The organism is Pseudomonas sp. PSE1(2024), from assembly GCF_050990555.1.
Lineage (GTDB): Bacteria > Pseudomonadota > Gammaproteobacteria > Pseudomonadales > Pseudomonadaceae > Aquipseudomonas > Aquipseudomonas aphyarum.
On sequence record NZ_CP158967.1, the window covers coordinates 2,368,809 to 2,394,203 of the forward strand.

At 62.1% G+C, this 25,395-nt stretch carries 26 protein-coding genes; 21 read left to right on the forward strand and 5 right to left on the reverse strand.

The features are described 5' to 3' along the window. Positions 1 to 11 precede the first annotated feature (11 nt). The 17 genes from ABTV87_RS10740 to ABTV87_RS10820 all read left to right on the forward strand — a co-directional run bounded on the left by ABTV87_RS10740 (position 12) and on the right by ABTV87_RS10820 (position 12,621). Entirely contained in the window at positions 12 to 965 is a 954-nt protein-coding gene (locus ABTV87_RS10740) for a peptidylprolyl isomerase (protein WP_433899457.1), read from the forward strand. 236 nt (positions 966 to 1,201) lie between these two features. Continuing rightward, on the forward strand, positions 1,202 to 1,735 hold the full coding sequence (locus ABTV87_RS10745; RefSeq protein ID WP_085607714.1) for a response regulator: 534 nt from the start codon (positions 1,202 to 1,204) through the stop codon (positions 1,733 to 1,735). 83 nt (positions 1,736 to 1,818) lie between these two features. After that, positions 1,819 to 3,540 carry a GspE/PulE family protein gene (locus ABTV87_RS10750; protein WP_433899458.1) on the forward strand — a complete coding sequence of 574 codons (1,722 nt, stop codon included), beginning with the start codon at positions 1,819 to 1,821 and terminating at the stop codon, positions 3,538 to 3,540. Continuing rightward, positions 3,521 to 4,324 carry a hypothetical protein gene (locus tag ABTV87_RS10755; RefSeq protein WP_433899459.1) on the forward strand — a complete coding sequence of 268 codons (804 nt, stop codon included), beginning with the start codon at positions 3,521 to 3,523 and terminating at the stop codon, positions 4,322 to 4,324. Before ABTV87_RS10750 ends, ABTV87_RS10755 begins: the two co-directional genes overlap by 20 nt. A 1-nt stretch (position 4,325) precedes the next feature. Continuing rightward, a complete protein-coding gene (locus ABTV87_RS10760) occupies positions 4,326 to 4,871 on the forward strand; it encodes a PilN domain-containing protein (RefSeq protein WP_433899460.1) in 546 nt (181 codons plus the stop codon). After that, positions 4,858 to 5,406 (forward strand): GspMb/PilO family protein, encoded by a 549-nt coding sequence (locus ABTV87_RS10765; protein ID WP_007956132.1) that lies wholly within the window; start codon positions 4,858 to 4,860, stop codon positions 5,404 to 5,406. Before ABTV87_RS10760 ends, ABTV87_RS10765 begins: the two co-directional genes overlap by 14 nt. Then, the gene (locus ABTV87_RS10770) at positions 5,406 to 5,924 is read left to right on the forward strand and encodes a hypothetical protein (RefSeq protein ID WP_007956134.1); all 519 of its coding nucleotides are present in this window, start codon (positions 5,406 to 5,408) and stop codon (positions 5,922 to 5,924) included. Before ABTV87_RS10765 ends, ABTV87_RS10770 begins: the two co-directional genes overlap by 1 nt. Next, positions 5,921 to 7,768 (forward strand): secretin N-terminal domain-containing protein, encoded by a 1,848-nt coding sequence (locus tag ABTV87_RS10775; RefSeq protein WP_433899461.1) that lies wholly within the window; start codon positions 5,921 to 5,923, stop codon positions 7,766 to 7,768. The genes ABTV87_RS10770 and ABTV87_RS10775 overlap by 4 nt, the downstream gene beginning before the upstream one ends. Before the next feature lie 2 nt (positions 7,769 to 7,770). After that, entirely contained in the window at positions 7,771 to 8,244 is a 474-nt protein-coding gene (locus ABTV87_RS10780) for a type II secretion system protein (protein WP_007956136.1), read from the forward strand. Positions 8,245 to 8,249: 5 nt separating this feature from the next. Further along, on the forward strand, positions 8,250 to 8,624 hold the full coding sequence (locus tag ABTV87_RS10785) for a type II secretion system protein (protein ID WP_007956137.1): 375 nt from the start codon (positions 8,250 to 8,252) through the stop codon (positions 8,622 to 8,624). Beyond that, positions 8,599 to 9,138, forward strand: coding sequence for a type II secretion system protein (locus ABTV87_RS10790; protein WP_007956138.1), 540 nt, complete (start codon positions 8,599 to 8,601; stop codon positions 9,136 to 9,138). The genes ABTV87_RS10785 and ABTV87_RS10790 overlap by 26 nt, the downstream gene beginning before the upstream one ends. Next, positions 9,135 to 9,527 (forward strand): curli production assembly/transport protein CsgE, encoded by a 393-nt coding sequence (gene csgE, locus ABTV87_RS10795; protein WP_007956140.1) that lies wholly within the window; start codon positions 9,135 to 9,137, stop codon positions 9,525 to 9,527. Before ABTV87_RS10790 ends, csgE begins: the two co-directional genes overlap by 4 nt. Next, positions 9,524 to 9,955: a curli assembly protein CsgF gene (locus ABTV87_RS10800; protein ID WP_007956141.1), complete on the forward strand. Its 432-nt coding sequence runs from the start codon at positions 9,524 to 9,526 to the stop codon at positions 9,953 to 9,955. Before csgE ends, ABTV87_RS10800 begins: the two co-directional genes overlap by 4 nt. A 29-nt stretch (positions 9,956 to 9,984) precedes the next feature. Then, positions 9,985 to 10,845 carry a CsgG/HfaB family protein gene (locus tag ABTV87_RS10805; RefSeq protein WP_085607704.1) on the forward strand — a complete coding sequence of 287 codons (861 nt, stop codon included), beginning with the start codon at positions 9,985 to 9,987 and terminating at the stop codon, positions 10,843 to 10,845. Between the two features lie 819 nt (positions 10,846 to 11,664). Then, the gene (locus ABTV87_RS10810; protein ID WP_258713217.1) at positions 11,665 to 12,045 is read left to right on the forward strand and encodes a DUF6124 family protein; all 381 of its coding nucleotides are present in this window, start codon (positions 11,665 to 11,667) and stop codon (positions 12,043 to 12,045) included. A 71-nt stretch (positions 12,046 to 12,116) separates the two neighbouring features. Next, positions 12,117 to 12,308 carry a type II toxin-antitoxin system RelB family antitoxin gene (relB, locus tag ABTV87_RS10815; RefSeq protein ID WP_007956144.1) on the forward strand — a complete coding sequence of 64 codons (192 nt, stop codon included), beginning with the start codon at positions 12,117 to 12,119 and terminating at the stop codon, positions 12,306 to 12,308. 94 nt (positions 12,309 to 12,402) lie between these two features. Further along, positions 12,403 to 12,621, forward strand: coding sequence for a hypothetical protein (locus tag ABTV87_RS10820; RefSeq protein WP_007956145.1), 219 nt, complete (start codon positions 12,403 to 12,405; stop codon positions 12,619 to 12,621). Here the strand turns inward: ABTV87_RS10820 and relB (ABTV87_RS10825) are convergent. Beyond that, positions 12,614 to 12,838: a type II toxin-antitoxin system RelB family antitoxin gene (gene relB, locus ABTV87_RS10825; RefSeq protein ID WP_085607698.1), complete on the reverse strand. Its 225-nt coding sequence runs from the start codon at positions 12,836 to 12,838 to the stop codon at positions 12,614 to 12,616. The two genes, ABTV87_RS10820 and relB (ABTV87_RS10825), sit on opposite strands and share 8 nt — an antisense overlap. 204 nt (positions 12,839 to 13,042) lie before the next feature. On the opposite strand from relB (ABTV87_RS10825), the gene ABTV87_RS10830 reads away from it, so the two are divergent. Then, on the forward strand, positions 13,043 to 13,765 hold the full coding sequence (locus tag ABTV87_RS10830) for a hypothetical protein (protein WP_433899462.1): 723 nt from the start codon (positions 13,043 to 13,045) through the stop codon (positions 13,763 to 13,765). 68 nt (positions 13,766 to 13,833) lie between these two features. Here ABTV87_RS10830 and ABTV87_RS10835 read toward each other — a convergent pair whose 3' ends face one another. The 4 genes from ABTV87_RS10835 to ABTV87_RS10850 all read right to left on the reverse strand — a co-directional run bounded on the left by ABTV87_RS10835 (position 13,834) and on the right by ABTV87_RS10850 (position 19,492). Beyond that, positions 13,834 to 15,285 (reverse strand): curlin, encoded by a 1,452-nt coding sequence (locus ABTV87_RS10835; protein ID WP_433899463.1) that lies wholly within the window; start codon positions 15,283 to 15,285, stop codon positions 13,834 to 13,836. A 26-nt stretch (positions 15,286 to 15,311) separates the two neighbouring features. Beyond that, entirely contained in the window at positions 15,312 to 15,776 is a 465-nt protein-coding gene (locus ABTV87_RS10840; protein WP_007956150.1) for a curlin, read from the reverse strand. 99 nt (positions 15,777 to 15,875) lie between these two features. Beyond that, positions 15,876 to 18,110: an Ig-like domain-containing protein gene (locus ABTV87_RS10845; RefSeq protein WP_007956151.1), complete on the reverse strand. Its 2,235-nt coding sequence runs from the start codon at positions 18,108 to 18,110 to the stop codon at positions 15,876 to 15,878. Between the two features lie 35 nt (positions 18,111 to 18,145). Continuing rightward, positions 18,146 to 19,492 carry a hypothetical protein gene (locus ABTV87_RS10850; protein ID WP_433899464.1) on the reverse strand — a complete coding sequence of 449 codons (1,347 nt, stop codon included), beginning with the start codon at positions 19,490 to 19,492 and terminating at the stop codon, positions 18,146 to 18,148. 318 nt (positions 19,493 to 19,810) lie between these two features. On the opposite strand from ABTV87_RS10850, the gene ABTV87_RS10855 reads away from it, so the two are divergent. The 3 genes from ABTV87_RS10855 (at position 19,811) to ABTV87_RS10865 (ending at position 25,314) form a co-directional block, all read left to right on the forward strand. Then, the gene (locus tag ABTV87_RS10855; protein WP_433899465.1) at positions 19,811 to 21,259 is read left to right on the forward strand and encodes a sensor histidine kinase; all 1,449 of its coding nucleotides are present in this window, start codon (positions 19,811 to 19,813) and stop codon (positions 21,257 to 21,259) included. A 159-nt stretch (positions 21,260 to 21,418) separates the two neighbouring features. Then, positions 21,419 to 24,226 carry a multicopper oxidase domain-containing protein gene (locus tag ABTV87_RS10860; RefSeq protein ID WP_433899466.1) on the forward strand — a complete coding sequence of 936 codons (2,808 nt, stop codon included), beginning with the start codon at positions 21,419 to 21,421 and terminating at the stop codon, positions 24,224 to 24,226. After that, positions 24,223 to 25,314 (forward strand): SCO family protein, encoded by a 1,092-nt coding sequence (locus ABTV87_RS10865; RefSeq protein WP_433899467.1) that lies wholly within the window; start codon positions 24,223 to 24,225, stop codon positions 25,312 to 25,314. Before ABTV87_RS10860 ends, ABTV87_RS10865 begins: the two co-directional genes overlap by 4 nt. Positions 25,315 to 25,395: the final 81 nt, after the last annotated feature.

A 25,395-nucleotide genomic window follows, 5' to 3' on the forward strand; every position in this document is an offset into this window, starting at 1 on the left:
AGGCCCTGATCATGAAGCTCAAAACCCTGTGTTTGCTGCTGACATGCTGGTTGCCGGTGGCGCTGGCGAACAATGAACCGGTGGCCGCCCGGGTCAACGGCGAGGCGATTTCCGAGTTTCGCCTGGAACGCTTTTTCGCCGAATACCTGGAAGATCAGGGCCGCGCCGTGGCGAGCATCCGCAACCCCAAGGCCTATAAGCAACTGCGTCAGGCCGCACTGGACACGCTGATCGACAAGGAACTGCTCTGGCAGGAATCGCGCAAGCGCGGGGTGAAAATCGATGCGCAAGCCGTGCGCGAACAGGTCGAGCAGACCCGCACCGCCATCGGCGGCACCGATAAATTCCTCCAGCGTCTGCAGGACGCCGGTTTCGATGAGGCCTCGTTCACCGAGTACACCCACCGCGAACTGGCGGCGCAGCGGATGTTCGCCGAGCTGACTAAAGTCCAGGCCCCGGACGAGCAAACGGTGCGGGCGTTTTTTGCAGAACACCGCGCTGAAATGGGCGCGCCGGAGCAGGTCCAGGCCCGGCACATTCTGATCAAGGTTGCCGGCGATGCCGATGCCGCCACGGTTGAAGCGGCGCGGCTACGCTTAGAAGAGTTGCGTGCCGCTATCGCAGGGGGGCAAACCTTTGCTAGCGTCGCTCAATCGGGATCGGAAGATATCACCGCCAGCCAGGGCGGGGATCTGGGGTATTTCGCCCGTGGGCAGATGGTGCCGGCGTTTGAAACGGCGGCCTTTGCTCTCAAGCCTGGCGAAGTCAGCACGGCGGTGCGCACACCGTTCGGCTGGCATTTGATTTTTGTCGAGAACCACAAGGAGGCGGCCGATGTCCCAGAGGAGCAAGGGCTGGAAACAGTCAGGGCGTACCTCGCCCGACAGCAACAGACCCAGGCTCGTCGTCAGGTGCTCGCGCAATTACGGGCAGAGAACAGGATCGAACGAATTGACGACGACTGAAGGTTCCCCCCCAATAGTGGGGAATGGCTTCGATGCCCATTCAGGTGCTTCCCCGTTTCTGGGGAACGGGGTACCGGGACGAGCGGGCATTTCCATTCAATTCAAGGACATGAAGACAAAAAAATACCGGCACTCAGCCTGGCATGAAGTGTGCGTTACCTCTTGTGAGGCGCACTCCAGCAGGTTCGGGTCATTGAATTTCAATTGCCGGCACTTGAGGTTTCAGGGAGTCCACCTTGGTTAACAAAGTACTGGTTGTCGAAGACGAACAGCTGCTTGCACAGAACCTTCAGGATTATCTGTCGGCGCAAGGGCTGGAAGTCCGGATTGCACATGACGGCGCAGACGGAATCGGCCAGGCCGAGACTTTCGCCCCCGACGTGCTGGTGTTCGATTACCGCTTGCCCGATATGGAAGGGTTCGAGGTGCTCGACGCGGTTCGCCAGAACAGGACGTGTCATTTCGTGCTGATAACGGGTCACCCGACCGCTGAAGTCTGTGAGCGGGCGCGGCAACTGGGGGTCAGTCACATCCTGTTCAAACCGTTTCCTTTGGCGGAACTTGCCCGAGCTGTCTGCGACCTTCTGGGGATCCAGCGCGAAGCGAAACCCGGTGCGAGCCCATCCGAAGGCTTTGTCGAACGACGCCAGAGCAGGACCGAGAGCTTCCCGTTGCAGTTGTACGATGGCAGTTGGGTGCTGGCGGACCGCCGACGAAACAGGTCGGAGGCCATGGCACCGGACGACGATCAAATGCTCACCGGGGAGTAATGGCGCGATAGACGTTCCGGCACTCGCCGAATTCGCCTCCCGCGCCGTCAGGGCCTCAAGCCCCGGGTGTTGGAGAGCAAGCCATGGATCGTCTGTCCGTTGTCGTCGAACCGCTGTCGGTCAATCCTCCGCAGGAGGCACAGACCCCGCCACGCTTTTCCAGTGAGCAACTGGCCCAGGCTCGGGCACGGGCTACCACTTCCGGGGAACGGGTGCTCGATGCACTGGCCGTGCTCTGCGAACTGGCGCCGATGCCGTTCATTGCCAACCTCGGCGCCACCCTGCATTACCCGGTGCTCGACACCGACACGCTGTTTCTGGCGACCCCGGTGTTTGACCGGGTCACCCTCGCGCAATGCCTCAAACGTGAATTCATCCTGCTGCGCCACAACGACGAAGTCATCGGCGTGTTCGCCGACCCCTTCGACACGTCGCGCCTGGCCTGGATCGACGAATGCCTGCACGGCGCGCCGCTGTATCTCGTTCACGCCGACGACCTCAAGGCCTATCTGGCCCGCCACGAAGAAAGCTTCCACGCCGTCGAATCGCTCAACGCCCAGGCCGACGCCGGCAGCGAGACCGACACCCTGCAAAGCCTGTCGCTGACCAGCATCAGCGAAGACTCGAGCGTGGTGGTGAAACTGGTCAACTCGACCCTGTACGACGCGCTGAAAATGCACGCCAGCGACATCCACCTCGGCACCACCGGCCAGGGCCTGGTGATCAAGTACCGGATCGACGGCGTGCTGAACAACATCGGCAAGATCCAGGGCAGCGAGTTCGCCGAGCAGGTGATCTCGCGAGTCAAGGTCATGGCCGAGCTGGACATCGGCGAAAAACGCGTGCCTCAGGACGGTCGCTTCAAGATCGGCATCAGCGGCCGGCAGATCGACTTTCGCGTTTCGATCATGCCAAGCATCTTCGGCGAAGACGCGGTGCTGCGGGTGCTGGATAAACAGGACCTGGCCGACAAGGTCTGCGGCGTGCAGCTTCAGGCGCTGGGCTTTGAAGACGAAACCCTGCGCCAACTGCGTCGCCTGGCTGCCGAACCCTATGGCATGGTGCTGGTGACCGGCCCCACCGGCAGCGGCAAGACCACCACGCTGTACGCGATGATCACCGAGATCAACCACGGCGTGGACAAGATCATCACCATCGAAGACCCGGTGGAATATCAGCTGCCCGGCGTGCTGCAAATCCCGGTCAACGAGAAAAAAGGCCTGACCTTCGCCCGTGGCCTGCGCTCGATCCTGCGCCACGACCCGGACAAGATCATGGTCGGCGAGATCCGCGACCCGGACACCGCGCAGATCGCCGTGCAATCGGCGCTCACCGGTCACCTGGTGTTCACCACCATCCACGCCAACAACGTGTTCGACGTGATCGGCCGCTTCACCCAAATGGAAATCGACCCCTACAGCCTGGTCTCGGCGCTCAACGCGATTCTCGCCCAGCGTCTGATCCGGCTGGTGTGCAGCAGTTGCAGCACGCCGGTCGACCCGAGCGATGAAGAGCTGCGCGCTTCGGGCCTCGATCCACAGAAAGTCGATCACTACCACTTCGTCCACGGCAAGGGCTGCGGCCACTGCCGGGGCAGCGGCTATCGCGGCCGCACGGCGATTGCCGAGCTGCTGCACCTGGACGACGAACTGCGCCAGATGATCGTCGAGCGCCAACCCATCACCCAGATCAAAGCCCTGGCCTGCGCCCGTGGTTTGCGCCTGTTGCGCGAATCGGCGCTGGAGCTGGTGGAGCACGGTCGGACCACGCTGGAGGAGATCAATCGTGTCACTTTTATCGCGTGATCAATTTATCGCCGTGCTCGGCGCCAGCGGTGTCGGCCTCGGCCAGCGCCGGGGCAGCGACACCCTGTGGCTGGGCAGCGTCGGCTACATCGACGAAAGCTTCCAGAGCTACGCGGTGGCGCTGGACACCCTCGACCGTCTGCTCGGCGAACACACCCGTACCGGTGCCGAGCTGAGCGTGGTGATCTCCGGCCACTTCAGCCGCTTCTGTCTGGTGCCATGGAGCGAGCAGATCAGCAGCCCTGACGAACTGCGCGGTTTCGCCCAACTGTGCTTCGAAGACCTGTTCGGCGCCCCGACCCAACCGTGGAGCCTGGTGCTTTCGGCCGAGCCGGCCGGGCATGACCGGATCGCCAGTGCCTTGCCGCAGGATTTGCTGGAACGCCTGCGCACGCTGGTCACGGGTCGCGGCCTGCGCCTGCGCTCGGTGCAGCCGTACCTGATGACCGCGTTCAACCGCTTCGACAAAAGCCTCGACGCTGGCGACTTCCTGTTCATCGTCGCCGAACCGCAACGCAGCGTGTTGCTGCTGGCAAGGGAAGGGCGCTGGTCGTCGGTGCGTTCGGTGGGCGGCAGCGACAGCGATACGGCACTCAGCGCGCTGATCGGCCGCGAACGGCAACTGCAAGCCTCCACCAGCGAACGCGCCTTCAACGTTTATCTGCACGCCCCGGCGCGCCTCGATGGGCAACCGGATGTGGCGGGGGTGCACCTGCGCACCCTCGAAGACGACTCGATGACCGTGCGTGACGCCTTGTACGTCATGTCCCGGGCGGTGGCCTGACATGCGCGCCTTGAACCTCGACTTCCAGCCTCGTCCGCGTTCCGGCCCGTTGGGCTGGAGCCTGCTCGGCGGCGGTGTGTTGCTCGCGCTGGTGTGCTTCGGCGTGCAGCAGCACCTCGGTGATCAGGCCGAGCAGCAGCAAGGTCATCTCCAGCACACCCAGCGCCAGCTCACCGGCGACAGCGGCAGCAAAACAACGCTGAGCTCGGCGGAAACCCGCGAGCAGGCGCAGAACCTTGCTGAAATGCGCAAGGTCTCGCAGCAACTGCGCCGGCCCTGGGAGCGCCTGTTCGCCATGCTCGAAGCCATGCCGCGCGACGACATCGCCTTGCTGACCCTGACCCCGGATGCCCGCAAGGGCCAGGTGCGGATCAGCGCCGAGGCGCGGGATCTGCAAGCGATGCTGGATTTCCACAAACGGCTGGAGGCCAGTGACGAGCTGTCCGACGTGTCGCTGCTGAGCCACGAAATCGTCGTCAAATCGCCGGAGCAACCGGTGCAATTCAACCTGTCGGCGACCTGGGAGATAGGCGATGCGAATCCCTAGACTGATCGTTCACGAATACCTGCAAGGCCTCGGTGTTCCGGGCCTGGCCGGTCTGGCGCTGCTGCTGGTCACGGTTGCCTGGGCACTCGGCGGTTTGCTGCCGGGCTGGCAATCGCTGCAACAGCTCAGCCAGCAAACCCAGGAAGCCACCGAATACCTGGCCAAGGTCGAGGACGGTAGCATCGCGCCGCCGGTGGTGCCGCAGCGTCAGCTCGATGATTTCCGCAACAAGCTGCCGGCCCAGCCGCAAGCCACCGTCGCCATCGATCGCATCTATGCGTTGGCTGCGCAGGAGCACATCACCCTGGCGCGCGGCGAATACGCCCTCGGCGTCGATCCCAAGACCCATCTGGCGCGCTACCAGATCCTGTTGCCGGTGCGCGGCAGCTACCCGCAACTGCGCCGTTTCCTGCACGCCTTGCTCGGCCAGTTGCCGGCGGTGGTGGTGGAAGACGTCGAGTTTCAACGCAAGAAGATTGCCGACACCGACCTCAGCGGCCGGATCCGTATGACCCTCTACCTGTCGAGGTCGTGATGGACACCAAACGCATAACCGGCTGGGTGGCGTTCTTCGGCGTGGCGGCGGCGCTGGCCTGGTTGCCGGAATATTTCTCGCCGAGCGACGAGGCGGACTCGACCGAGGTCGCCGTGGCCAGCCCGGCCAAAGCCAGCGCCCGTGGCGCCTTGCCCGCCAGCAGCGCCAAGGCGAATGCGGCGCCGATCAAGGACCTGAGCCCGGCCGGCGACCTGTTTGCGAGCAAATCCTGGAAGGCCGCGCCGACCCTGGCGACGGTCACCGAACAAGCGATCAACCCGACCCCGGTGGTGCAAGCCCCGAGCCTGCCACCGGTGCCGTTTCAGTTCGTCGGCAGGCTGCATGACCGCAGCGACCTGCAGGTGTTCTTGCAGGACGGCGAGAAAATCTACGTCGTGCGCAGCGGGGATGTGATCGACGACACCTGGAAGATTGCGGCGATTTCCGATGTGGAACTGAGCCTGGTCTACCTGCCTTTGCATTTGTCGCAGACCTTGTCTGTGGGGAGTACGCAATGAACAGATCCCGTTTGCTGATGAGCCTCGGCCTTTGTGCCGGGCTGGCCGCGTGCAGTTCCGCGCAGGTCGCCAACAAGGAGGCTTCCGACCTGATCGAGCAGGGTCAATACGAGGCCGGGCTGGCCCGGATCGAAGAAGGCCTGCGCGAAGATCCTCGCGACACCGAACTGCATTTGCTGCTCAACAGCGGACGGGCCAAAGCCATTACCGCGCTGCTGACCTCCGGCGACACCGACCGCGCCCGCCGCGATTTCGCTTCGGCCCGCACCGCCTACAGCCGGGTGCTGACCATCGAGCCGAACAACCGCCGCGCTCAGGATGCCCTGCGCCAGCTCGATTACCTGCGCAGCATGGACGAGAAACTTGAACTGGCCCGTGGCGACCTGCGCCGGGGCGACATCTACGGCGCCGACCGCCAGGTCAAACAGATCCTCGAACTCGATCCGAAGAACGACGGTGCGTTGGAACTGCAAGGCAACATCCGGCTGGTGCAGAGCCGCAACGTGATCCAGTACCCGCAACTGCGCACCCGGCTCGATCGCCCGGTGACCCTGGAATTTCGCGACGCCAACCTCAAGACCATTTTCGAAGTGCTGTCGCAGGTCGCCGGCCTGAATTTCATCTTCGACAAGGACCTGCGTCCGGACATGAAAGCCACGATTTTCGTGCGTGACGTGCGCATCGAAGACGCCGTGCAACTGCTGCTGCAACAGAACCAGCTGCACCAGAAAGTGGTGAACGAAAACACCTTGCTGATCTTTCCGGACTCGCCGCAGAAGCTGAAGGATTATCAAGAGCTGGTGATGCGCACCTTCTACCTGACCAGCATCGACGCCAACACCGCGCTGAACATGATCAAGACCATGCTCAAGACCCGCGACGTGTTCGTCGACGAGCGCCTGAACACCCTGACCATGCGCGACACCGAAGACGCCGTGCGCATGGCCGAGAAACTCCTGCAATCGCAAGACCAGTCCAACCCCGAAGTGGTGCTGGAAGTGGAAGTGATGGAGGTCGCCACCCAGCGCATTCTCGATCTGGGCCTGCAATGGCCGAACACCTTCGGTGTGGTCAACAGCGACGGTTCGGCGGTGACCCTTCTCGATCAACTGAAAGGCATCAACTCCAGCCGGATTTCGATCTCGCCGTCGCCGCAAGCCAAGATCAACGCGCAGGACAACGACATCAACACCCTGGCCAGCCCGGTGATCCGCGTCAGCAACCGCGAACAGGCGCGCATCCACATCGGTCAGCGGGTGCCGATCATCAGCGCCACCTCGGTGCCTTCGACTCAAGGCCCGGTGATCACTGAAAGCGTGACCTACCTCGACGTCGGTCTGAAGCTCGAAGTGCAACCGACCGTACACCTGAACAACGAAGTGGCGATCAAGATCGCCCTGGAAGTGAGTAACGCCACGCCGCTGGAGCCGACCCGCCAGGGGACGATCCCGGTGCAGGTTGACACCCGCAACGCCCAGACCTCGCTGCGCCTGCATGACGGCGAAACCCAGATCCTTGCCGGCCTGATGCGCAACGACCACGGCGCCACCGGCAACAAGATTCCGGGCCTCGGCGACATTCCGGGTCTGGGCCGGTTGTTCGGCAGCAACAAGGACACCATCGGCAAATCGGAACTGGTGCTCTCGATCACCCCACGGATCGTGCGCAACCTGCCGTACCAGAGCCCGTCGGACATGGAATTCCCGACCGGCACCGAAACCAGCATGCACATCCAGGCGCCGGACCGTTCGCAGAACTACACGATGCCAGCGCCTGCCGCGCAGCCTCGTGCAGTCGGTGAAGCGGCCGTGGCAACCACTCACGTTACCGTCGAGAAGCCTTGATCATGAACGCCTCCCAGCGCGGTTTTACCTTGATCGAAGTCGTGGTGACGCTGGCCCTGATCGGCCTGCTGGCCGGCATGGCCGCGCCGCTGACCGAGACCCTGGTACGGCGTGGCAAGGAGCAGGAACTGCGCACCGCGCTGTATCAGATTCGCGATGGCATCGACGCCTACAAGCGTGCCTTCGATGCCGGCTACATCGAGAAATCCCTGAACAGCAGCGGCTATCCGCCGAACCTGAAAGTGCTGGTCGAAGGCGTGCGCGACGTGCGCAGTGCCAAGGGTGCGAAGTTCTACTTTCTGCGCCGGATACCGCGGGATCCGCTGGTGCCGGCCAAGCGTGACGACAACGGCGGTTGGGGCCTGCGGGCCTACAACAGTTCGGCCCAGAACCCGCGCGATGGCGAGGACGTGTTCGACGTCTACTCCCACGCCCGGGGTAAAGGCCTCAACGGCATCGCGTACCGCGAGTGGTGATTCTCATGCGCCGGGAAAAGGGGTTTACCTTGCTCGAGCTGATGGTGGTGATGGCGATCATCGCGACCCTGATGACCATCGCCTTGCCACGCTACTTCAACAGCCTCGAGGCCTCGAAAGAGACCACGTTGCACCAGAGCCTGTCGGCCATGCGCGAGGCGCTGGATCACTACTACGGCGACACCGGGCGCTATCCCGATTCCATCGAACAACTGGTGGAAACCCGTTACCTGCGCAACGCGCCACTGGACCCGATCACCGAACGCAATGACCAATGGGTGCTGATCGCTCCGCCGGACGGCGTGGCGGGCGGCGTTGCCGACATCAAGAGCGGAGCTACCGGGAGGGCGCGTGATGGCAGCCAGTATTCCGAGTGGTAAGCACGTGGAGCAGGGTGGGTTCACCTACCTGGGCGTGCTGTTCCTGATCGTGATCATGGGCATGGGCCTGGCCAGCGCCGGCGAGCTGTGGTCGACCGTGTCGCGCCGCGATCGCGAGAAGCAACTGCTGTGGGTCGGCACCCAGTACGCCCAGGCGCTGCGCAGCTACTACCGCAGCTCGCCGGGCCTGGCGCAGTACCCGAAAGAGCTGGTCGACCTGCTGCAGGACGAACGTTTTCCGGAAGCCCGCCACCACCTGCGTCAGCTCTATCCGGACCCGATCGGCGGTGGCGAATGGGCGCTGCAACGAGGTTTCGATGGACGCATCACCGGCATCAACAGTGCCTCCACCGAGGTGCCGTTGAAGCAGGCGGACTTCCCGTCGCAGTGGTCGGATTTCGAAGGCATGCAGCGTTATTCGGACTGGCAGTTCGTGGCCGAGAAAGCCTTTCTTGATGGCACCAACGGCCCTGCAAAAGGCCAGTCAGCGCTGCCGCAGGCGTTGCAGCCATGAGCCGGAAATGGTGGTGCGCGTTGATCCTCGCGGCCGTGGCGTCTTTCGCCAGCGCCAGCGAAGAAGACGAAATGATGGGCTTCATCGTCGACGACACGATCTCGCACATCGGCCACGACTTTTACTACTCGTTCAGCGAGCGCCTGCGCGACACCAGCCGCATGGATTTCAACCTGGTGGTGCGCGAGCGCCCCGACGCACGCTGGGGCAGCCTTGTGACCGTCGAATATCAACAACGCCTGGTGTATCGGCGCTTCCTGCCGCCGAACACTGTGGAACTGAAGGACGAGGCCTACGAGGCCGCCGACTCGGTTCGACTGGAGGTCGTCCGGCGCAAGCTGGAAGCCTTGTTGCAGGACACCACCGACCTTGAGAAGGACGAACTATGAACACGACAACGTTCTCACGGCGCAGCGGATTCTGGATCTCGGGGTTGTTGATCGGGCTTGCCAGCGCCGCTGCCGTCCAGGCCACCGAACTGGTCTACACGCCGGTCAACCCGTCGTTCGGCGGCAACCCGCTCAACGGCACCTGGCTGCTCAACAACGCCCAGGCGCAAAACGACCACGACGATCCGGATCTCAAGAAGCGCTCGACGGTGGCCGGCACTTCGGCGCTCGAACGTTTCACCAGTCAATTGCAGTCGCGGTTGCTAGGGCAACTGCTGGACAACATCTCCACCGGCAACACGGGGAGCCTGTCCACCGACGCTTTTATCGTCAACGTCGTTGATGACTCGGGGGCACTCACGATTGAAGTGACCGACCGAGCGAGCGGCGAAGTTTCCGAAATTCAGGTGAACGGCCTCAACCCATGACGGGATGACGGTTCCGGGGAGTGATGGACATGAAAAAAATAATAGCGCTAGGGCTGATGTTGGCAGCATTACAAGGGTGCAGTCTGCGCGAGCCGATGCCGGCCGAGCAGGACACCGATACCCCGACCCTGACCCCCAGGGCCTCCACTTATTACGACTTGCTGAAAATGCCGCGACCCAAGGGCCGGCTGATGGCGGTGGTGTACGGCTTCCGTGACCAGACCGGGCAGTACAAACCGACGCCGGCCAGTTCCTTTTCCACCAGCGTCACCCAGGGCGCGGCGTCGATGTTGATGGACGCGATGCAGGCCAGCGGCTGGTTTGTGGTGCTCGAACGGGAAGGGCTGCAGAACCTGCTGACTGAACGCAAGATCATTCGGGCTTCGCAGAAGAAGCCGAATACGCCGGTGAACATTCAGGGTGAGCTGCCACCGTTGCAGGCGGCGAACATGATGCTTGAGGGCGGGATCATCGCTTATGACACTAACGTGCGTAGCGGTGGGGAAGGGGCGCGGTATCTGGGGATTGATCTGTCCCGTGAGTATCGGGTGGATCAGGTGACTGTGAATTTGCGCGCGGTGGATGTGCGTAGCGGGCAGGTGTTGGCGAATGTGATGACGAGCAAGACGATTTATTCGGTGGCGCGCAGTGCGGGGATTTTCAAGTTTATCGAGTTCAAGAAGTTGCTTGAGGCTGAGGTCGGGTATACGACTAATGAGCCGGCGCAGTTGTGTGTGCTTTCGGCGATTGAGGCGGCGGTGGGGCATATGGTGGCGCAGGGGATTGAGCGGCGGTTGTGGCAGGTGGCGGGGGATGCTTCTACGCCTTCGCAGGATGATGTTTTGAATCGGTATTTGACTCAGAACAAGGTGGATCCGGAGGCTGAGTGAACTTGGCGGCCTTTGGGCCGACCAGGTTCTATGGGTGGTTTGGGTGAATATCCGTTTTTTTGGGTGTTGCTGCTGGCGGTTTCGCCCTTACGGCGAGTCCCTTTTGGCAAACGCCCCAAAAGGAACCAAAAGGTCTGGGCCCCGGCGTTCGGCCCCTCGCTGGGGCTCGGGGTTCCTTCGCTCCGGGATTCATCCGGGGGCATCGCCTCCGGTTTGCTTCGCTGCACCTCCTCTCGATGCATGCGGCTTCGCCGCACGGTCGCTGCGCTCCCACCCCCGGATGAATCCCTCCACTCAGCCTGCCGAAGGGGCCAGTACGTCAAAAGCTTTACTCGAGCTAACGCTCATTGTGTTGAGTGGTGAGAAGCGGAAAGCGGAAAGCGGAAAGCGGAAAGCAGAAAGCAGAAAGCAGAAAGCGGACTGCTTTTGCTTTGATCGTTCCCACGCTCCGCGTGGGAATGCAGCCCGGGACGCTCCGCGTTCCATTCTCGAATGTTTAAAAGTTGTGTCTGTTTTGCCGATCCTTCCCACAAGGTTTTCAGGTTGTCCGTCGGAAGCGCGGGCTCTAGCCTGTTTCGGTCGCTGCCAATTCAGCGATCGGGTCTGGAAACCCGGATGTGTGAGAAAGCGAAATCGCTTTTCATAACGTATGCTTGCGCACCTTCATTGTGTGCACGCTGTTATGGCGGCTGTGCGCGGGAGACATTTATGTCTGCCGGGTCGCGTTCTCCCCGGATTTCCAGCCCGCGTACAGCTGCCACCCATTCTTCCTGGAAGTCGATTGGGCCGGCTGCAACCATCAATGAGGACGAAATGACCATGAAAAAACCAACACCCAACCCACCCGAAACCCAAGCCAACCCCGAAAGCGACCCAACCTCCCCATACACCTCCACCCACTCCAAAAAACTCCACGAAGCCGCCGAACGCGCCCTCGATCATTACCTCTGCCCCGGCGCCCACATCATGGGCAGCGCCAACGAACCCGCCCCGATGTACCTCGCCAACCCGGCCTACAACACCGAATCCCTGCTCGCCAACGCCTGCGAATCTCTGGGCTCCGCCAGCGAAATGCTCAACAACTTCGCCGCCACCCTAGACCCCGCCCACCGCAAGACCGCCCTGGGCATCGCACAGATCCTCATGCTGGGTGAATTGGCCGTAAATCAGGCCTTGGATCACGTCGAACTGAAGGGCTGATCCAGCACATCCCCAATAAAAAACGCGGCCCAGCAACGGGTCGCGTTTTTCACATTCAAACTGGAGTCACCATGGATCCCCTGATATCCACAATCGTTTCAGACTTTGAAAGCGAAGAGCAGGCCGCCAGCTACGACCGCTGGTTGATTGCCAAAATACAGGCTTCAATCGATGACCCACGACCCAGCATTCCGAATGAACAGGTGATGGCTGAAATGTCGGCCCTGATGGAGGACAAACGAAGAAAGCATGAGGCGGGGTGAGTGCTTTGCGTTGGCAAGGTGAAAAGTAGAAAAGCGCAATGCCGATTTTGGCTACTCTACTGCTTCCTGACGACTAACTATTTTTGAGGAGCGCATGGACCTTTCACCACCACTGGAAATCGACAGCGCAGCTTATGCAGAATTCTTGGGTCTGTGGGAAATGGGCTCTTTTGATAACCAGCGATTGGGGCAAGCCTTCTACAACCATTTTCGCCTCCATCGGTTAACCGATCAGGCTTTGTTACAGGGGCTGTACGAGGCAGACGGCAAGAAGGCTCGAGCCGCTATAAGTCGTATATTTCATCTCAATTAGCATCAGCCCTTTTGCGCATCGATTCCATCAAGGCATATATCTCGGCCATCACCTGGTCATGCGGAATGCTCGGACGCGGATCATCGAGAGAAGCCTGTACTTCGGCCCGAAACCAACGGTCATAACTCGCAGCCTGCTCCTCGGGATCAAGATCCGAAACCACCGGGCACAGTGGGTCGAAAGGTATCGCTGTCGTCGCTGTCTGGATGAATTGCATGTGGGCCAAGCTCCATGGGGATCAAGTTGTCCCGGCAAATCCTAGAGCCTGCACTTCCGACGGCCAACCGCCAGAACTCGTCAGAAAATTCCCGAAGCTTCTGAAAACGTTCCGTTTTTCCGTAGGACGCGACCATGGGCTTTTACCCATGGGTGACGTTAGAATGCCATCACTTTCAGTGTGCAAATCAAAAGGAATGAATAAGTGCTCATACTGTTCGCGCTGGCGCTGTTGTTTACCGTGACGTTCGCCTTGATTGGGGTGGTTGGTGTGATAGCGCCGAAGCTTTTCAGGGACAGAAAAACCGGTCGGATCCCCAGCCGGTTCAGCCTGTTCCTGGCAGGGTTGGTCATGAGTGGAGCGTCTTTCGCTCTTCTCACCTATACCTCCACCAAGGTTCAGCAGGCCGCAGGCTTTGGCGGGTCGGGCGGCGTCTCCGCCAGCGCCAACCGGGACGCTTCACCTTCTGCGACTTCCATGGGATTGAGCGTCGACGAGTTTCATGACGCATTCAACGCCGCTATTGGTCGATACAAAAAAGAATACAAAGCCGCCGACTTTGATGTCGACACAACCGGCGTTACGGGAGTGTTCAATTACATTTTCAGCCAGGACCTGACGATGATGGGAACCCTTGACAAGGATGACGGCAACGTCGACTTGATCATCATCAATATCTCTCCAAACGAGGAGGAGGTGGAGCAGCTTCGTATGTTGACTGTTCTGTTGGCGACCACCGAGGCACTCAATCCTGACATTCCGGTGGAGGAGAACAAAAAGATGGTGATGGAGGTATTCCATGAATCCATTGTGAAGTTCAATTCTGAAGATTCAGTCGAGCGTCGGGTAGGCGACCTCAAATACTCGGCGAGGACGGGTGATCACACAGGCATGATGTTTTCTGTCGTGAAGAGCAGCGAAGGCTGAATCGTCCTGCTGGCATAAAAAAGCCGCGATCCCTCACCCGGGGATCGCGGTTTTTTTTTACCCAACCCTTACTGCTGCAACACCGTCGCCTGGTTAGCCGACCCGAACTGCTGAATCGTCGCGGTCTGCGTCATCCCGCTCTGATCCACATTGGCAATGTTCCCGGTGCCGCCCTGGGTTACATACGCCACGTTCATGGTGTCCGCCTGTTTCACGGTGATCATGTTGTCGCTGCCATACAGCTGCGCGGTGTAGGCCTGGTTGCCGGTGCCGGATTGATCGAATTCGGCGCTGTTGCCCGAGCCGTTCGAGGAGCCCTGAACCAGGTTGGTGGTGCCGCGTTGGTCGGCGATGAGGATGTTGTCGCTGCCGTTCTGATCGAAGTACAGCTCGTTGTAGGAATCCGCCTGGCTGACCGTGGTCTTGTTGCCAGTGCCGGTCTGGTTGGTGGTCATGATGTGGCCGATGCCGTCCTGTTTGAAGCTGGCGATGTTGCCGTTGCCGGCCTGGGTGACGGTGGCGCGCTGGCTGCTGCCGAACTGGCCGCCCAGTTGCGGGCCTTTCCAGTTGCTGGCGTAGACCTTGTTGTCATTGCCCACCGAGGTGGCGTTGAGGGTGTGGCTGTCGCCGTTCTGGTAGGTGAAGTGCACGTTGCCGTTGCCGACTTGATAGAGCGCCAGGGTCGAGTTGACCGATTCGAACTGGTCGGCATAGATGGCGTTGGTGTTGCCGACCTGGGTGACGGCGGCGGTGTTGTTTTCGCCGAAGCTCTGGTCGACCACGGTTTCGTTGCTGTCGCCGTACTGGTTGACGGTGGCCTGGCTGGCCAGTTGCGAGTCTTGCCAGATTTCGGTGCCGTTGAGGTTGCCGAACTGGTTGATGGTGATGTTGCCGCCAGTGCCGTTGCGCTGGTCGCCGTAGGCGTAGTTGTTTTCGCCGGCCTGGTTGATACCGATCTGGCCGCCGTTGTGCAGCACTTGTTCGGCGGTGCCGTAGTTGGCGGTGCCGTACTGGGTGATCACCGAGCTGTTGCCGGTGCCTTCGTACAGTTGCTCGATGTTGGCTTCGTTGCTGTCGCCGAACTGGAAGGTCTTGCCTTCGCTGCCGTTCTGCGAGTCTTGGTAGACGAACGAGAAGTTGCCGGTGCCTTGCTGTTGTTGCAGGGCCTGGTTGCCGGCGCCGAAACCCAGGGACTGGCTGGCGTGGGTGGTGTTGAAGGCACCGACCTGTTGTTGGGTGATGGTGCTGTTGTCTTCGAAAAGCTGCTCGGCGTAACCGGCGTTGTAATCGCCGACCGCGTCCTGGGTGATGACGCTGGTGGCGGTGTCCTGCACGGCGGCGGCGTTGTTGCCCTGGCCCAGTTGGGTCTGGGTCGCGGTGCTGAACGGGGCCTGGGTCTGCTTCACATCAGCGATGTTGGCCGTACCGAACTGGCTCTGGGTGGAAAGGCTGTCGTCGGCCATGGCCTGGGCACTGATCATGACCAGGATGGCGGCGGTGAGGGGCGTCAGTTTGAACATGATGAACTCTCCGATGATTGCAGTGCTTAGCGATATTGCTTGACCGAAACGCTCATGCCGTTGCCCGACTGGGTCACGGCGCTTTGCAGCCCCGTGCCGGCCTGCTCGATGCTGGCGTCGTTGTTGTTGCCGTTTTGCGAAATCTGCGCACGGTTGTGGCTGCCGGTTTGCGTGATGGACGCGGCGTTGCCGGAGCCGTTTTGCGTGATCAAGGCCATCAGGTCGCTGCCTTGTTGCAGGATGTACGCCTCCTGATTGCTGCCCGACTGCACGATCTTGCCCAGCAGCGACTGACCGTTCTGCGAGAGCAGGGCGAGGTTGACCTGGCCGTTCTGGTCGATCAGGGCTTGCTGGCCCACGGGGGGTGGCAGTTCGCCGAGATCGGCGCTGTTGGGCGCCAGGTCATCGTTTTCCATCAGGTCGTCGGCGCGCACGCCCGCACTGACGCACAGGGCGAGCAGGCAAAGCAGGGCGGCGGTCGGCGTGTTCATGGCGTTGTCCTGTGTTGTGTGTTGCTCAAATCCGGAATCGCGGCTGAGTCAGCCCCACCCACCCCGCGCCAGGCGGTGTGGGTCGGGTGGGGCGTGGGCTCAGAGCGTGGTCACCGAGATGGTGCGAACGGTGCCCTGGGACGAACGGATGGTGGCGGTCGGGTTGGCTGATGGCACGACCAGCGTGTTGTTCAGCGTCAGCCGCCAGCGTCCGGTCACCGGTACCGTGGTTGTGCCCAGCGTTACCAGCCCGGTCGGGGTGGTGACCTGCACGGTGATGGTGTTGCCGGTGGTCACCGACGAGGTGCCGGCGAAGTCCCAGTTGAAGCGGCCGCCGGAACGGGCCTGCACAGTCGAGGTGGTGATCGTGAAGGTTTCCGCCGCTGGCCGTGGCGACACTTGCACCGTGACGGTCGCCGGCGTCGACTGGGCGTTGAAGCTGTCCCGGGCGATGTAGGTGAAGGTCGTGGTGAAGGCCGTGGTCACGGTGGCCGGTGGGGTGTAGGTGATCACCGTGCCGTCGGTGCTGACCGTGCCGCGTCCTGCTGGCGGTTGGGTCAGGCTGGCGACGCCCAGCGGTGTGTTGCCTTCCGGATCGGTGTCGTTGGCCAGGACGTTGATCGGGATCGCGACACCCAATGTGGCGACGCTGTCGGCGACGGCGGTCGGTGGCCGGTTAGGCGCGACGGTCACCGTCACGGTCGCCGGGTTGGCCGAGGCCAGGCCTTTGCTGTCTTGCGCCTTGTAGGTGAAGGTCGTGGTCAACGGTGTCGTCACCACGGCTGGCGGGGTGTAGACCACCGAGGTGGTGCCGCTCAGCGCGACGGTGCCTTGGCCGGCAGCCGGTTGAGTCAACGCGGTGATCGTCAGCGGCACGTTGTTGTCCGGGTCGCTGTCGTTGGTCAACAGGCTGAGGGTGATCGGCACGCCGAAGCTGGTGCTGCCGGTGTCGGCGTTGGCCAGTGGCGCCTGGTTCTCACCGGTGTCCGGTGCTGCACCGACCACTACGACTGGCTCGGTATCGCTGCCGCCGGCGGCGGATTTGACCGTGACGGTGGCTGGAGGCTGAGTCAGGTCGGCGACGGTGATTTTTTGCAGGGTGCCGGTTTTCGACAGACGTCCGTAGCCCTGGGCAACCATGTCCGGCACCGCGACTTCATCGGTCGAGGTGGCTTCGATCAGCAGGCTGTGGTTGGCCCAGCTGTAGCGGGCGGTCTGGATTTTCACCACGTCGGTGAGCTTGGCCGAGACGGCAGTCGGCCGGGTGGTGCCGGCCGGGTTGGTCGCGGTCACGACCACCACCGACGGCAGGGTGCCGTTGCCCAGGCGCTGGCCGAAGAACAGCCCGTTGTTGTCACCCAGCAGACTGGTCTGGCACGGCGTTGGCGGTGGGCCGGGCAGCAACGCCAGGGTTTCGCGGAAGCACAGGGTCGTGCTGCTGTCAGCCTTGGCGAACACCTCGGCGCGCACACCGGCCGACGTCCGGCGATAGGTGGCGCGGTCGATGGCGACGTGGGTCTGTTGACGGTTGTCGAGGACCTTGCCGGCGACGGTGAACAGGTTGGTCTGAATCGAGCCGGCGCCCGACGGACCATCGATCCGCAGGAAGTTGGTGTTGAACGGGCTGCCGGTCACCGCTTCGGTGAGGTTCGGGTCGCCGACGAAGGTTTCGATGCCGCCGGTGTCCGGGTTCACTTCGGTGTACGGGCCGTTGATGCTGCGCAGGAACGGGCCGATGGCGCCGTTGAGCGCACCGCTGAAGTTGCCCGGCGCGCCGATGCCGATGTCCTTGGTGATGTTGATCGCCCGCCGCCCCGGTGTGGTGACGTTGACGGTTTCAACGCCGTACGGGTGGGTGATGGTGTAGGTGCCGGCCACCGGGACGTTCACCCGGATACGAATCCGCGCGAAGCTTTGCTGATCGCCATCGACCGGATTCTCCGAGGCGAACGCCGCTTCGATGCCTGCGACGTAGGCGTCTACGCCGAAACCGGCACCGTTGTTTGGGATCGCGGTTTCAGCCAGGAACCAGAAGGCTTCCGGCGGCCAGTTGTCGGGGAACACCATCGGCAGGGTGTCATCGAACACGCCCGGCTCCGGCAGCAGGGTGCACATGTACGCCGGCGGGGTGCTGACCGGCACCCGCGAACTGGCGGCGCGCGATTGGCAGAGCTCCATCGACAGCAGGTTGTTGTCCTGGTACCACATCGGGAATTTCCCGGTGGCGAAGGTGTAGGGGCCGGGATCGACGGCGGCCAGTTGCGCGAACGCACTGCCGGTCAGCGAGATTGTCAGCCCGAGCGCGTTGAGCGCGAAGCGTGGCCACTTGTTCATGATGCCTCCTGATGCGGATCTGGGCATGTGAGCGTTCATTGCACGATGACCACTTCTTCGGTATCGCTGCCGCCGTTGGACGACGTCACCCGAACCTTGGCCGGCGGAATCGGCGTGATCCCGGTGGCCAGGGTTTTCACCGCGCCGTCACCGCCCAGCGCACCAATGGCGGCGCCGGTGCCGGAGGTGGCGGTGAGCACCGGTGGCGAGGTTTCGTCACTGGTCGAGGCCACCACGGTCAATTGCCCGGAACTGAGGCTGTACTCGGCGCGCTGGATCACCACCAGGTCGGTCAGGGTCATGGGCAGGGTGGTGGGCGAACTGGTGGCGATCGCCAGGTGGTTGTCGGCAGTCACTTGCAGCACGGTCGGCAGGGTCGGGTTGACCGCCGATTGCGCGTACCAGCTGCCGGTGCTGTCGGCTTCTTTCATGTTCACCACCGGGGTGCTGCTGGTGATGGCGGCGGTGCCCGGCGCGGGTGGCGCCTGGACGAACACGTCTTGTTGGGCCACCGGCGCACTGTCACCCGGTTTGCGCGAGTAGGTGCTGCGCTGCGGGATCAGCGGGGTCGGCCGCACCACCGTCGACAACTTGCCGGACACGGCGAAGGTCGTGGTGCGCAGGTCAATGCCGCCCGGGCCTTCGATGCGCACGTAGTTGGTGTTGAACGGGCTGCCGGTCACGGCTTCGTTGAGGTTCGGGTCGCCGACAAACTGCTCGGCCGCGCCACTCACCGGGTTGGTCTCGGTGTACGGCCCGTTGACGCTGCGCAGGAACGGACCGATGTCGCCCTTGAGCGCGCCGTCGTAGGTTTTCGGAGTGCCGATGCCGATGTCGCGGGTCATGTTGATGGCGCGGCGACCGGGGGTATCGACGTTGAACACATCGACGCCGTACGGGTGGGTGATGACGTAGGTGCCAGCGGTGGGCACATCCACGCGAATGCGAATCCGCGCAAAGCTCACCTGATCGCCTTCCACCGGCTCTTCGGCGGCGAACGCGGCTTCGACGGCACTCACATAACCGAGGTTGATTCCGCGCGCGGCATCGACCAGCGAGGTCTCGCCGGTGAACCAGAACGCTTCATCGGGGAAGTTGGTGGGGAACACGATCGGCTGCGCGTCATCGAACACGCCGGGGGTCGGCAGCAGCGAGCACATGTACGACGGGGCGCCGGGTGTGCTCGGTACGCGGGAGCTGAGTGCTTTGGACAGGCACAGATCCAGGGTGCGACCGTGGGTGTCCTGATACCAGCTGGCGAAACCGCCATTGGCCGGTGTGTAGGGACCCGGATCGACGGCGAACAGAGCGGCCTGGGCAATGCCCTGGGCCAAGGCGCTCACGACCAGGACGGTCGCGGTTTTGGACAGTAAAGGGTGCATGAGTTAATCCCTCTATCAAAGTACCTGCCCCTTGGGGATGGGTCAGTTGCAGAGGGCTTTACAACTTCCATACCAACGACGGGCCAACCGGCCGCAAACGCCCGTGGCGCAAGGGTTCGCGGCTTGGCGTGGGGGGAAAGGGCGCAAGCCCGGATAGGGCGACTGTCCCCAGCATTGGGGATTGTGGGGGCATGAACGCCTGGCGGTTTTTGCATGACGGGGAAATCGGCCGAACGTGGGGCCGTTCACCCCCCGGATCCGGGCAAACACCCAACCGTGGGCTATAACCCTATAGGGACGTATCGGGAAGTCGCCGCCATGAACATGCAGTCAAAATCGCTACCGATCGAGGAGAGCAGCCAGCGGCTGAACTCGCGCAAGCAGCCGTTCAACCTGTTGCGCTGGTTTTCATTGATCAGCATGGCAGTGATCGGCACCGTGGCCGTGGCGCTCGGGGCGGTGTCGACACGGTTCGTGATCGAAGAAAGCGTGCAGCGTGATGCCTTGCTGACCGCGCAGTTCATTCAGGCCATCGCGTCGGCGGAAGTGCGCCACGTCTCGATCCCCAATATCCGCACCATGGGCGAATTGCTCGACCCGCGCCAGGACAAGAACTTTCCCGACGTCGACCCGCAAGCCCGAGCCAGCGCCCGGGGCGAATTTCTCGATCACATCGAGCATTTGCCGGACGTGATCCTCGCCAACATTTATGCGCCGGATCGTACCGTGATCTGGTCGACCAACCCCGCGCTGGTCAACACGCGTATTCATGCCGACGAAGACCTCGACCGGGCGTTCGATGAAAAGATTCCGGTGTCGGCGAGTTATCACGATGTGGACAAGGGCCGTGAAGAACAGAAGTTCGTGGTGCCGCCGGAATACATCTTCATCGAAAACTACATCCCGCTCTTCGACGCCGAGGGCAAGAATGTCACGGCGATGGTCGAGATCTATAAAGAGCCCAAAGACCTGATCGCCCGCATGGAGCGCGGGCTGACGCTGATCTGGCTGGCCACCGCGCTGGGCGGCGGGCTGATTTATCTGGGGCTGTACTGGATCGTGCGGCGGGCAGCGATTCTGCTGGCGGCCCAGCAAAAACAACTGATCGCCAACGAAACCTTTGTCGCGCTGGGCGAGATGTCATCGGCGGTGGCTCACAGCCTGCGCAACCCGCTGGCGACCATCCGTTCCAGCGCCGAGCTGGCGCTGGAATTCGATGCGGGGCCGGCGCAGAAGAACATCAAGGACATCATCGGCCAGGTCGACCGCATGTCGAAGTGGGTGCGCGAACTGCTGCAATCGTTGCGACCGCTCAATGACGACCCGGAACCGGTGAACCTGGTGGCGGCGCTGCACGACAGCCTGATGGCCTTCGAGCAGCAGATCGCCAAGGCCGGCGTGCAGGTGGTGTTTCATCCCCAGCAGACGCCGATGGTGCTGAGCCAGCCCATCCAGCTCACGCAAATCCTCAACAGCCTGTTGGCCAACGCGCTGGAGGCCATGGACAAGGGCGGCACGCTGACCATCACCCTCGAACCGAGCGACAGCCGTGGCGTGAGCGTGATGCTCAGCGACACCGGTAAAGGCATGAACGAGGAACAGCGCAGCATGGCCTTCCGGCCGTTCTTCACCACCAAGCAGGGCGGCCTCGGCGTGGGGCTGGTGCTGGTCAAACGGATCATGGAACGCTTCGGCGGGGGCGTGAGCCTGGACAGCCGCGAAGGCGAGGGCACCACCGTTCGTCTGGCGTTTCAGCTCATTCAGTAAATTGGGGTGAACTTTCCCCCAGCAGTGGGTGTCAGGCCCCGGTCACCGGGGAGTGGGGAATGCAACAGCGCTCCCAAGTCCCTGTTACAACTGGAAATGATTTTTTGGCGAGGTAATTGCAAAACACCATCACCCCTTCCTTAGATGAGGCGGCTGGTGATGGACAGAGCAATGCGTGACCCCAAAAAGCTGTTCCTGTTGACGCCCCTGAGCGTCTTTCTGATGTTGACCCTCGGCCAGATGACCGCGGTCCGAGCGAGCCCGATCGACGACGAAAATCAGCCGGAGGCCTCCGACCCGTCGGCCTATTACGACGAGCCCGCAGACCGCGCCGGCGCGCTCAACGCCATCCTGACCATGCCCGAGGCCAACGAAGACTCTTTCGATCTGCCCGACGGGGTCAAAGGCACGCGCAACACGACGCGCACGGAAAACATCCTGCCGCCCACCGTCCAGACCAGTTTCAATTACCCCACCAACGGCAAGCCGAGCCCGCTGTACGGTGCGCAGCCGTTCACTCAGCAACTGGTGCTGTTCGAAGAGTTCGGCCCGGAAAAACTCGACCCGACCACACCGGCCGCGCCGTTGAGCTTCCCGCCTGCGGCCATCGGCCCGGCGCCGGCGCAAGACCCGAACAACATCGCCCGCAGCGCGCCACCCGGCACGGCGCTGGATGCATTCCTGCGTCAACCGGGGCTCACGCCATTTCCGAGCCAGTACGCCAACGTGGTTGACCGCAACCCTTGGCAGGCGCAGATCGAACTGTTTCTCAACCGTCATATCGGTTCCTCCGCCGAAGGCCGCCCACCGGGAAAAGGCTGGGCCCATCAGCGCTGGAACGAGTTCTACCCGCAAGTCGCCTACAAGACCGTGCAGACCGGTGCGCGGCTGAACGGCGGCCTGCGTGACAGTCGGCAGATGCACGGTTATGCCGTCGGCGAGTTCGGCCCTGGTGGTCTGTACCACAACGTCGCGGGCGTGCCGGCGACCGATGGCACGGCCAAGGGTGTCGACCCACGGTTCCACCCGGCGATGCCGGTGCAGGACCACAATTCGGTGTGGACCTTCGACGGCACGCTGCCGCCGAAACTGTTGATGGTGCGCTACGGGCAACCGGTGCTGATGCGTCACTACAACGGCTTGCCGATCGACCCTTCCGCCAACCGCGGTTTCGGTCTGCACACCATCACCACCCACGAGCACAACGGCCACGCGCCAGCGGAAAGCGACGGTTATGCCAACGCATTTTTCTTTCCCGGCCAGTACTACGACTATCGCTGGCCGATCCAGCTCGCCGGCTACGACAGCATCAACACCAAGGCGGAAGACCCACGCGCGGCGTTCCCGTGCGCACCGGGGGAAACCCTCTGGGTCAACGATATTCAGCCTGCGAAAAAGACCTGCGACCACGGCACCATCAAGATTCGCGGCGACTGGCGCGAAACCATGAGCACCCACTGGTTCCACGACCACATGCTCGATTTCACCGCGCAGAACGTCTACAAGGGCAACGCGGCGATGATGAATTACTACAGCGCCCTGGACCGTGGCAACGAATCGGTGAACGACGGCGTCAACCTGCGTTTCCCCAGTGGCAGCGCCTTGCCGTGGGGCAATCGCGACTACGACGTCAACCTGGTGTTCGCCGACAAGGCCTGGGATCAGCAAGGTCAGCTGTGGTTCAACCCGTTCAACACCGACGGCTTCATCGGCGATCAGGTGCTGGTCAACTGGCAGTGGAAACCGACCCTCGACGTGCGGGCGCGCAGTTATCGCTTCCGCCTCCTCAATGGTTCGGTGTCGCGCTACTTCAAGCTTGCGCTGGTGCGTGAAGTCAAAGGCACCAGTGGTGAGTTCCAGGGACCGAGAAACTCCGGTGTGTCCTACAGCCGCGTGCCGTTCCACATGATTGCCAACGACGGCAACATCATGGAACACAGCGTGCCGTTCGACGGCTCTATGGACCTGGATGCCGACGGCGACAAACAGAACCACAACGCGATTCTGCCGACTCAGGGCATCGCCGAGCGGTTCGACATCATCGTCAACTTTGCGAAAAACGGCATCAAACCGGGCGACAAGCTGTTCTTCGTCAACCTGCAGGCCCAGGACGACGGCAAGGGCCCGAAAGAAGTGATCCCGCTGGCCGACGTGCTGTCGGAGAAATACCTGGCGGTCATCAAGCAGACCAGCAAAGGCCCGCAATGGGACCGGGGCGACCCGGTGGTAGGCAAGGTTCTGCAACTCAACGTCAAGGCTTATACCGGTCAGGATCTGTCGATGAACCCGGCGGCCTACGAGCCGGCCAAACCGGGCAAGGCCGAAGGCATGGTGATGATTCCGCTGAAGATCCATCGCGACAACGCTGCCGACAAGGCCTTGCTCGCCAAGGCGCTGCACCGGACCTTTATCTTCGGCCGCTCCGACGGCACCGATGAAGCGCCATGGACGATCAAGACCGATGGCGGTTTCGGCTTCCACATGGACCCTCGCCGGTTGAATGCCTCGACCAAACTGGCCAGCGGCCCGACCGACGCCGGAGTCAGCGGCATCGGCACCCTGGAAGTGTGGAACATCAAGGCCGGCGGCACGGGCTGGAGCCATCCGGTACACGTGCACTTCGAGGAGGGGATCATCCTCAGCCGTGGCGGCAAGGCCCCGCCTGAGTGGGAAAAATGGGCGCGCAAGGACGTCTATCGCATCGGTTCGGAGGCCGACGGGCTGGACAGCGTGGAAATGGCGATCAACTTCCGCGAGTTTGCCGGGACTTACATGGAGCATTGTCACAACACCCAGCATGAAGACAACTCGATGCTGCTGCGTTGGGACCTCGAGAAACCCGGGCAACTGCAGTTGATGCCGACGCCGCTGCCGAGCTGGGATGGCGTGCGCTACGTCAACTCCGCCGCACTGCCAACCTTCCGCACTGGCGATGGCTTCGGCCCGCAAGTGACCGTGAAACCATGAGCAGGGAGGGAGCCGACATGACACAGCCAACGCCGCGCTCCCGCGCCCTGGGCATGCACCTGATTCTGGTGCTGGTCACCTGCCTGCTCGGCAGTCAGGTGCTCATCGCCCATCAGGCGCAGCCCGAAGGCGCCAGCGAATCCGCCACCCCGTGGGGTGGCGACTATTTCCCCAATACCCTGCTGACCGACCAGGACGGTCGGCAGGTGCGTTTTTTCGATGACCTGATCAAAGACAAGGTGGTGGTGATCAACTTCATCTTCACCTCGTGCAGCGACTCCTGCCCACTGGAAACCGCGCGCCTGCGCCAGGTGCAGAAACTGCTGGGGGACCGGGTCGGGAAAGACATCTTTTTCTACTCGATCACCATCGATCCGCTGAGCGACACCCCCGAAGTGCTCAAGGCCTATTCGCAACGCTTCAAGGTCGGCCCTGGCTGGAAATTCCTCACCGGCGAATTCGAAGACGTCACCGAGCTGCGCAAGAAGCTCGGGCTGTTCATCGAAGGCGTCGACAACGGCCGGACCAAGGATCACAACCTGAGCCTGATCGTCGGCAACCAGAGCACCGGGCGCTGGATGAAAGCTTCGCCGTTCGAGAACCCGTGGATCCTCGCCGACCAGCTCGCCAATACCTTGCAGAACTGGAAACAGGCCAGCACCGAAGAAAGTTACGCCGACGCTCCGCAGATCCGTCCGCCGAGCAATGGTGAAGAACTGTTCCGCACCCGCTGTGCTTCGTGCCACAGCCTCGGCCCGCAGGACGGCGAAGGCATCGGCATGCGCAACATCGGCCCGGACCTGATCGGCGTGACCCGCCAGCGTGACCCGGCCTGGCTCAATCGCTGGATCCGCGAACCGGATCGGGTGCTGGCGGAGAAAGACCCGATCGCATTGCAGCTGTTCGAGCAATACGAGCGCATCCCGATGCCGAATCTGCGTCTGGATGAAGCTTCAGCGCAATCGATCATCGACTTTTTGAGTGCCGAAACCGAACGTCAGCATCCGTCGGTGCAGCCCTTGGCTGACGGGGCTTTGACGCCAGTAAAACCGGGTTCTGCCAGCGAAACGGTGAGTCGTATGCAGTAGCGGCTAAATAGCATCACTGAACCGTGTGTCACGGTCATTGCCACCTACACTCATTCGAGAAGGCGGCTGTAACGGGCTCGA

What these genes read in the sequence shown, in the direction of transcription:
- ABTV87_RS10740 (WP_433899457.1), top strand. Translation starts at nt 12, where the DNA reads ATGAAGCTCAAAACCCTGTGTTTGCTGCTGACATGCTGGTTGCCGGTG.
- ABTV87_RS10750 (WP_433899458.1), top strand. Translation starts at nt 1,819, where the DNA reads ATGGATCGTCTGTCCGTTGTCGTCGAACCGCTGTCGGTCAATCCTCCG.
- ABTV87_RS10760 (WP_433899460.1), top strand. Translation starts at nt 4,326, where the DNA reads ATGCGCGCCTTGAACCTCGACTTCCAGCCTCGTCCGCGTTCCGGCCCG.
- ABTV87_RS10765 (WP_007956132.1), top strand. Translation starts at nt 4,858, where the DNA reads ATGCGAATCCCTAGACTGATCGTTCACGAATACCTGCAAGGCCTCGGT.
- ABTV87_RS10770 (WP_007956134.1), top strand. Translation starts at nt 5,406, where the DNA reads ATGGACACCAAACGCATAACCGGCTGGGTGGCGTTCTTCGGCGTGGCG.
- ABTV87_RS10775 (WP_433899461.1), top strand. Translation starts at nt 5,921, where the DNA reads ATGAACAGATCCCGTTTGCTGATGAGCCTCGGCCTTTGTGCCGGGCTG.
- ABTV87_RS10780 (WP_007956136.1), top strand. Translation starts at nt 7,771, where the DNA reads ATGAACGCCTCCCAGCGCGGTTTTACCTTGATCGAAGTCGTGGTGACG.
- ABTV87_RS10785 (WP_007956137.1), top strand. Translation starts at nt 8,250, where the DNA reads ATGCGCCGGGAAAAGGGGTTTACCTTGCTCGAGCTGATGGTGGTGATG.
- ABTV87_RS10790 (WP_007956138.1), top strand. Translation starts at nt 8,599, where the DNA reads ATGGCAGCCAGTATTCCGAGTGGTAAGCACGTGGAGCAGGGTGGGTTC.
- csgE (WP_007956140.1), top strand. Translation starts at nt 9,135, where the DNA reads ATGAGCCGGAAATGGTGGTGCGCGTTGATCCTCGCGGCCGTGGCGTCT.
- ABTV87_RS10800 (WP_007956141.1), top strand. Translation starts at nt 9,524, where the DNA reads ATGAACACGACAACGTTCTCACGGCGCAGCGGATTCTGGATCTCGGGG.
- ABTV87_RS10805 (WP_085607704.1), top strand. Translation starts at nt 9,985, where the DNA reads ATGAAAAAAATAATAGCGCTAGGGCTGATGTTGGCAGCATTACAAGGG.
- ABTV87_RS10810 (WP_258713217.1), top strand. Translation starts at nt 11,665, where the DNA reads ATGAAAAAACCAACACCCAACCCACCCGAAACCCAAGCCAACCCCGAA.
- relB (WP_007956144.1), top strand. Translation starts at nt 12,117, where the DNA reads ATGGATCCCCTGATATCCACAATCGTTTCAGACTTTGAAAGCGAAGAG.
- ABTV87_RS10820 (WP_007956145.1), top strand. Translation starts at nt 12,403, where the DNA reads ATGGACCTTTCACCACCACTGGAAATCGACAGCGCAGCTTATGCAGAA.
- relB (WP_085607698.1), bottom strand. Translation starts at nt 12,838, where the DNA reads ATGCAATTCATCCAGACAGCGACGACAGCGATACCTTTCGACCCACTG.
- ABTV87_RS10835 (WP_433899463.1), bottom strand. Translation starts at nt 15,285, where the DNA reads ATGTTCAAACTGACGCCCCTCACCGCCGCCATCCTGGTCATGATCAGT.
- ABTV87_RS10840 (WP_007956150.1), bottom strand. Translation starts at nt 15,776, where the DNA reads ATGAACACGCCGACCGCCGCCCTGCTTTGCCTGCTCGCCCTGTGCGTC.
- ABTV87_RS10845 (WP_007956151.1), bottom strand. Translation starts at nt 18,110, where the DNA reads ATGAACAAGTGGCCACGCTTCGCGCTCAACGCGCTCGGGCTGACAATC.
- ABTV87_RS10850 (WP_433899464.1), bottom strand. Translation starts at nt 19,492, where the DNA reads ATGCACCCTTTACTGTCCAAAACCGCGACCGTCCTGGTCGTGAGCGCC.
- ABTV87_RS10855 (WP_433899465.1), top strand. Translation starts at nt 19,811, where the DNA reads ATGAACATGCAGTCAAAATCGCTACCGATCGAGGAGAGCAGCCAGCGG.
- ABTV87_RS10860 (WP_433899466.1), top strand. Translation starts at nt 21,419, where the DNA reads ATGGACAGAGCAATGCGTGACCCCAAAAAGCTGTTCCTGTTGACGCCC.
- ABTV87_RS10865 (WP_433899467.1), top strand. Translation starts at nt 24,223, where the DNA reads ATGAGCAGGGAGGGAGCCGACATGACACAGCCAACGCCGCGCTCCCGC.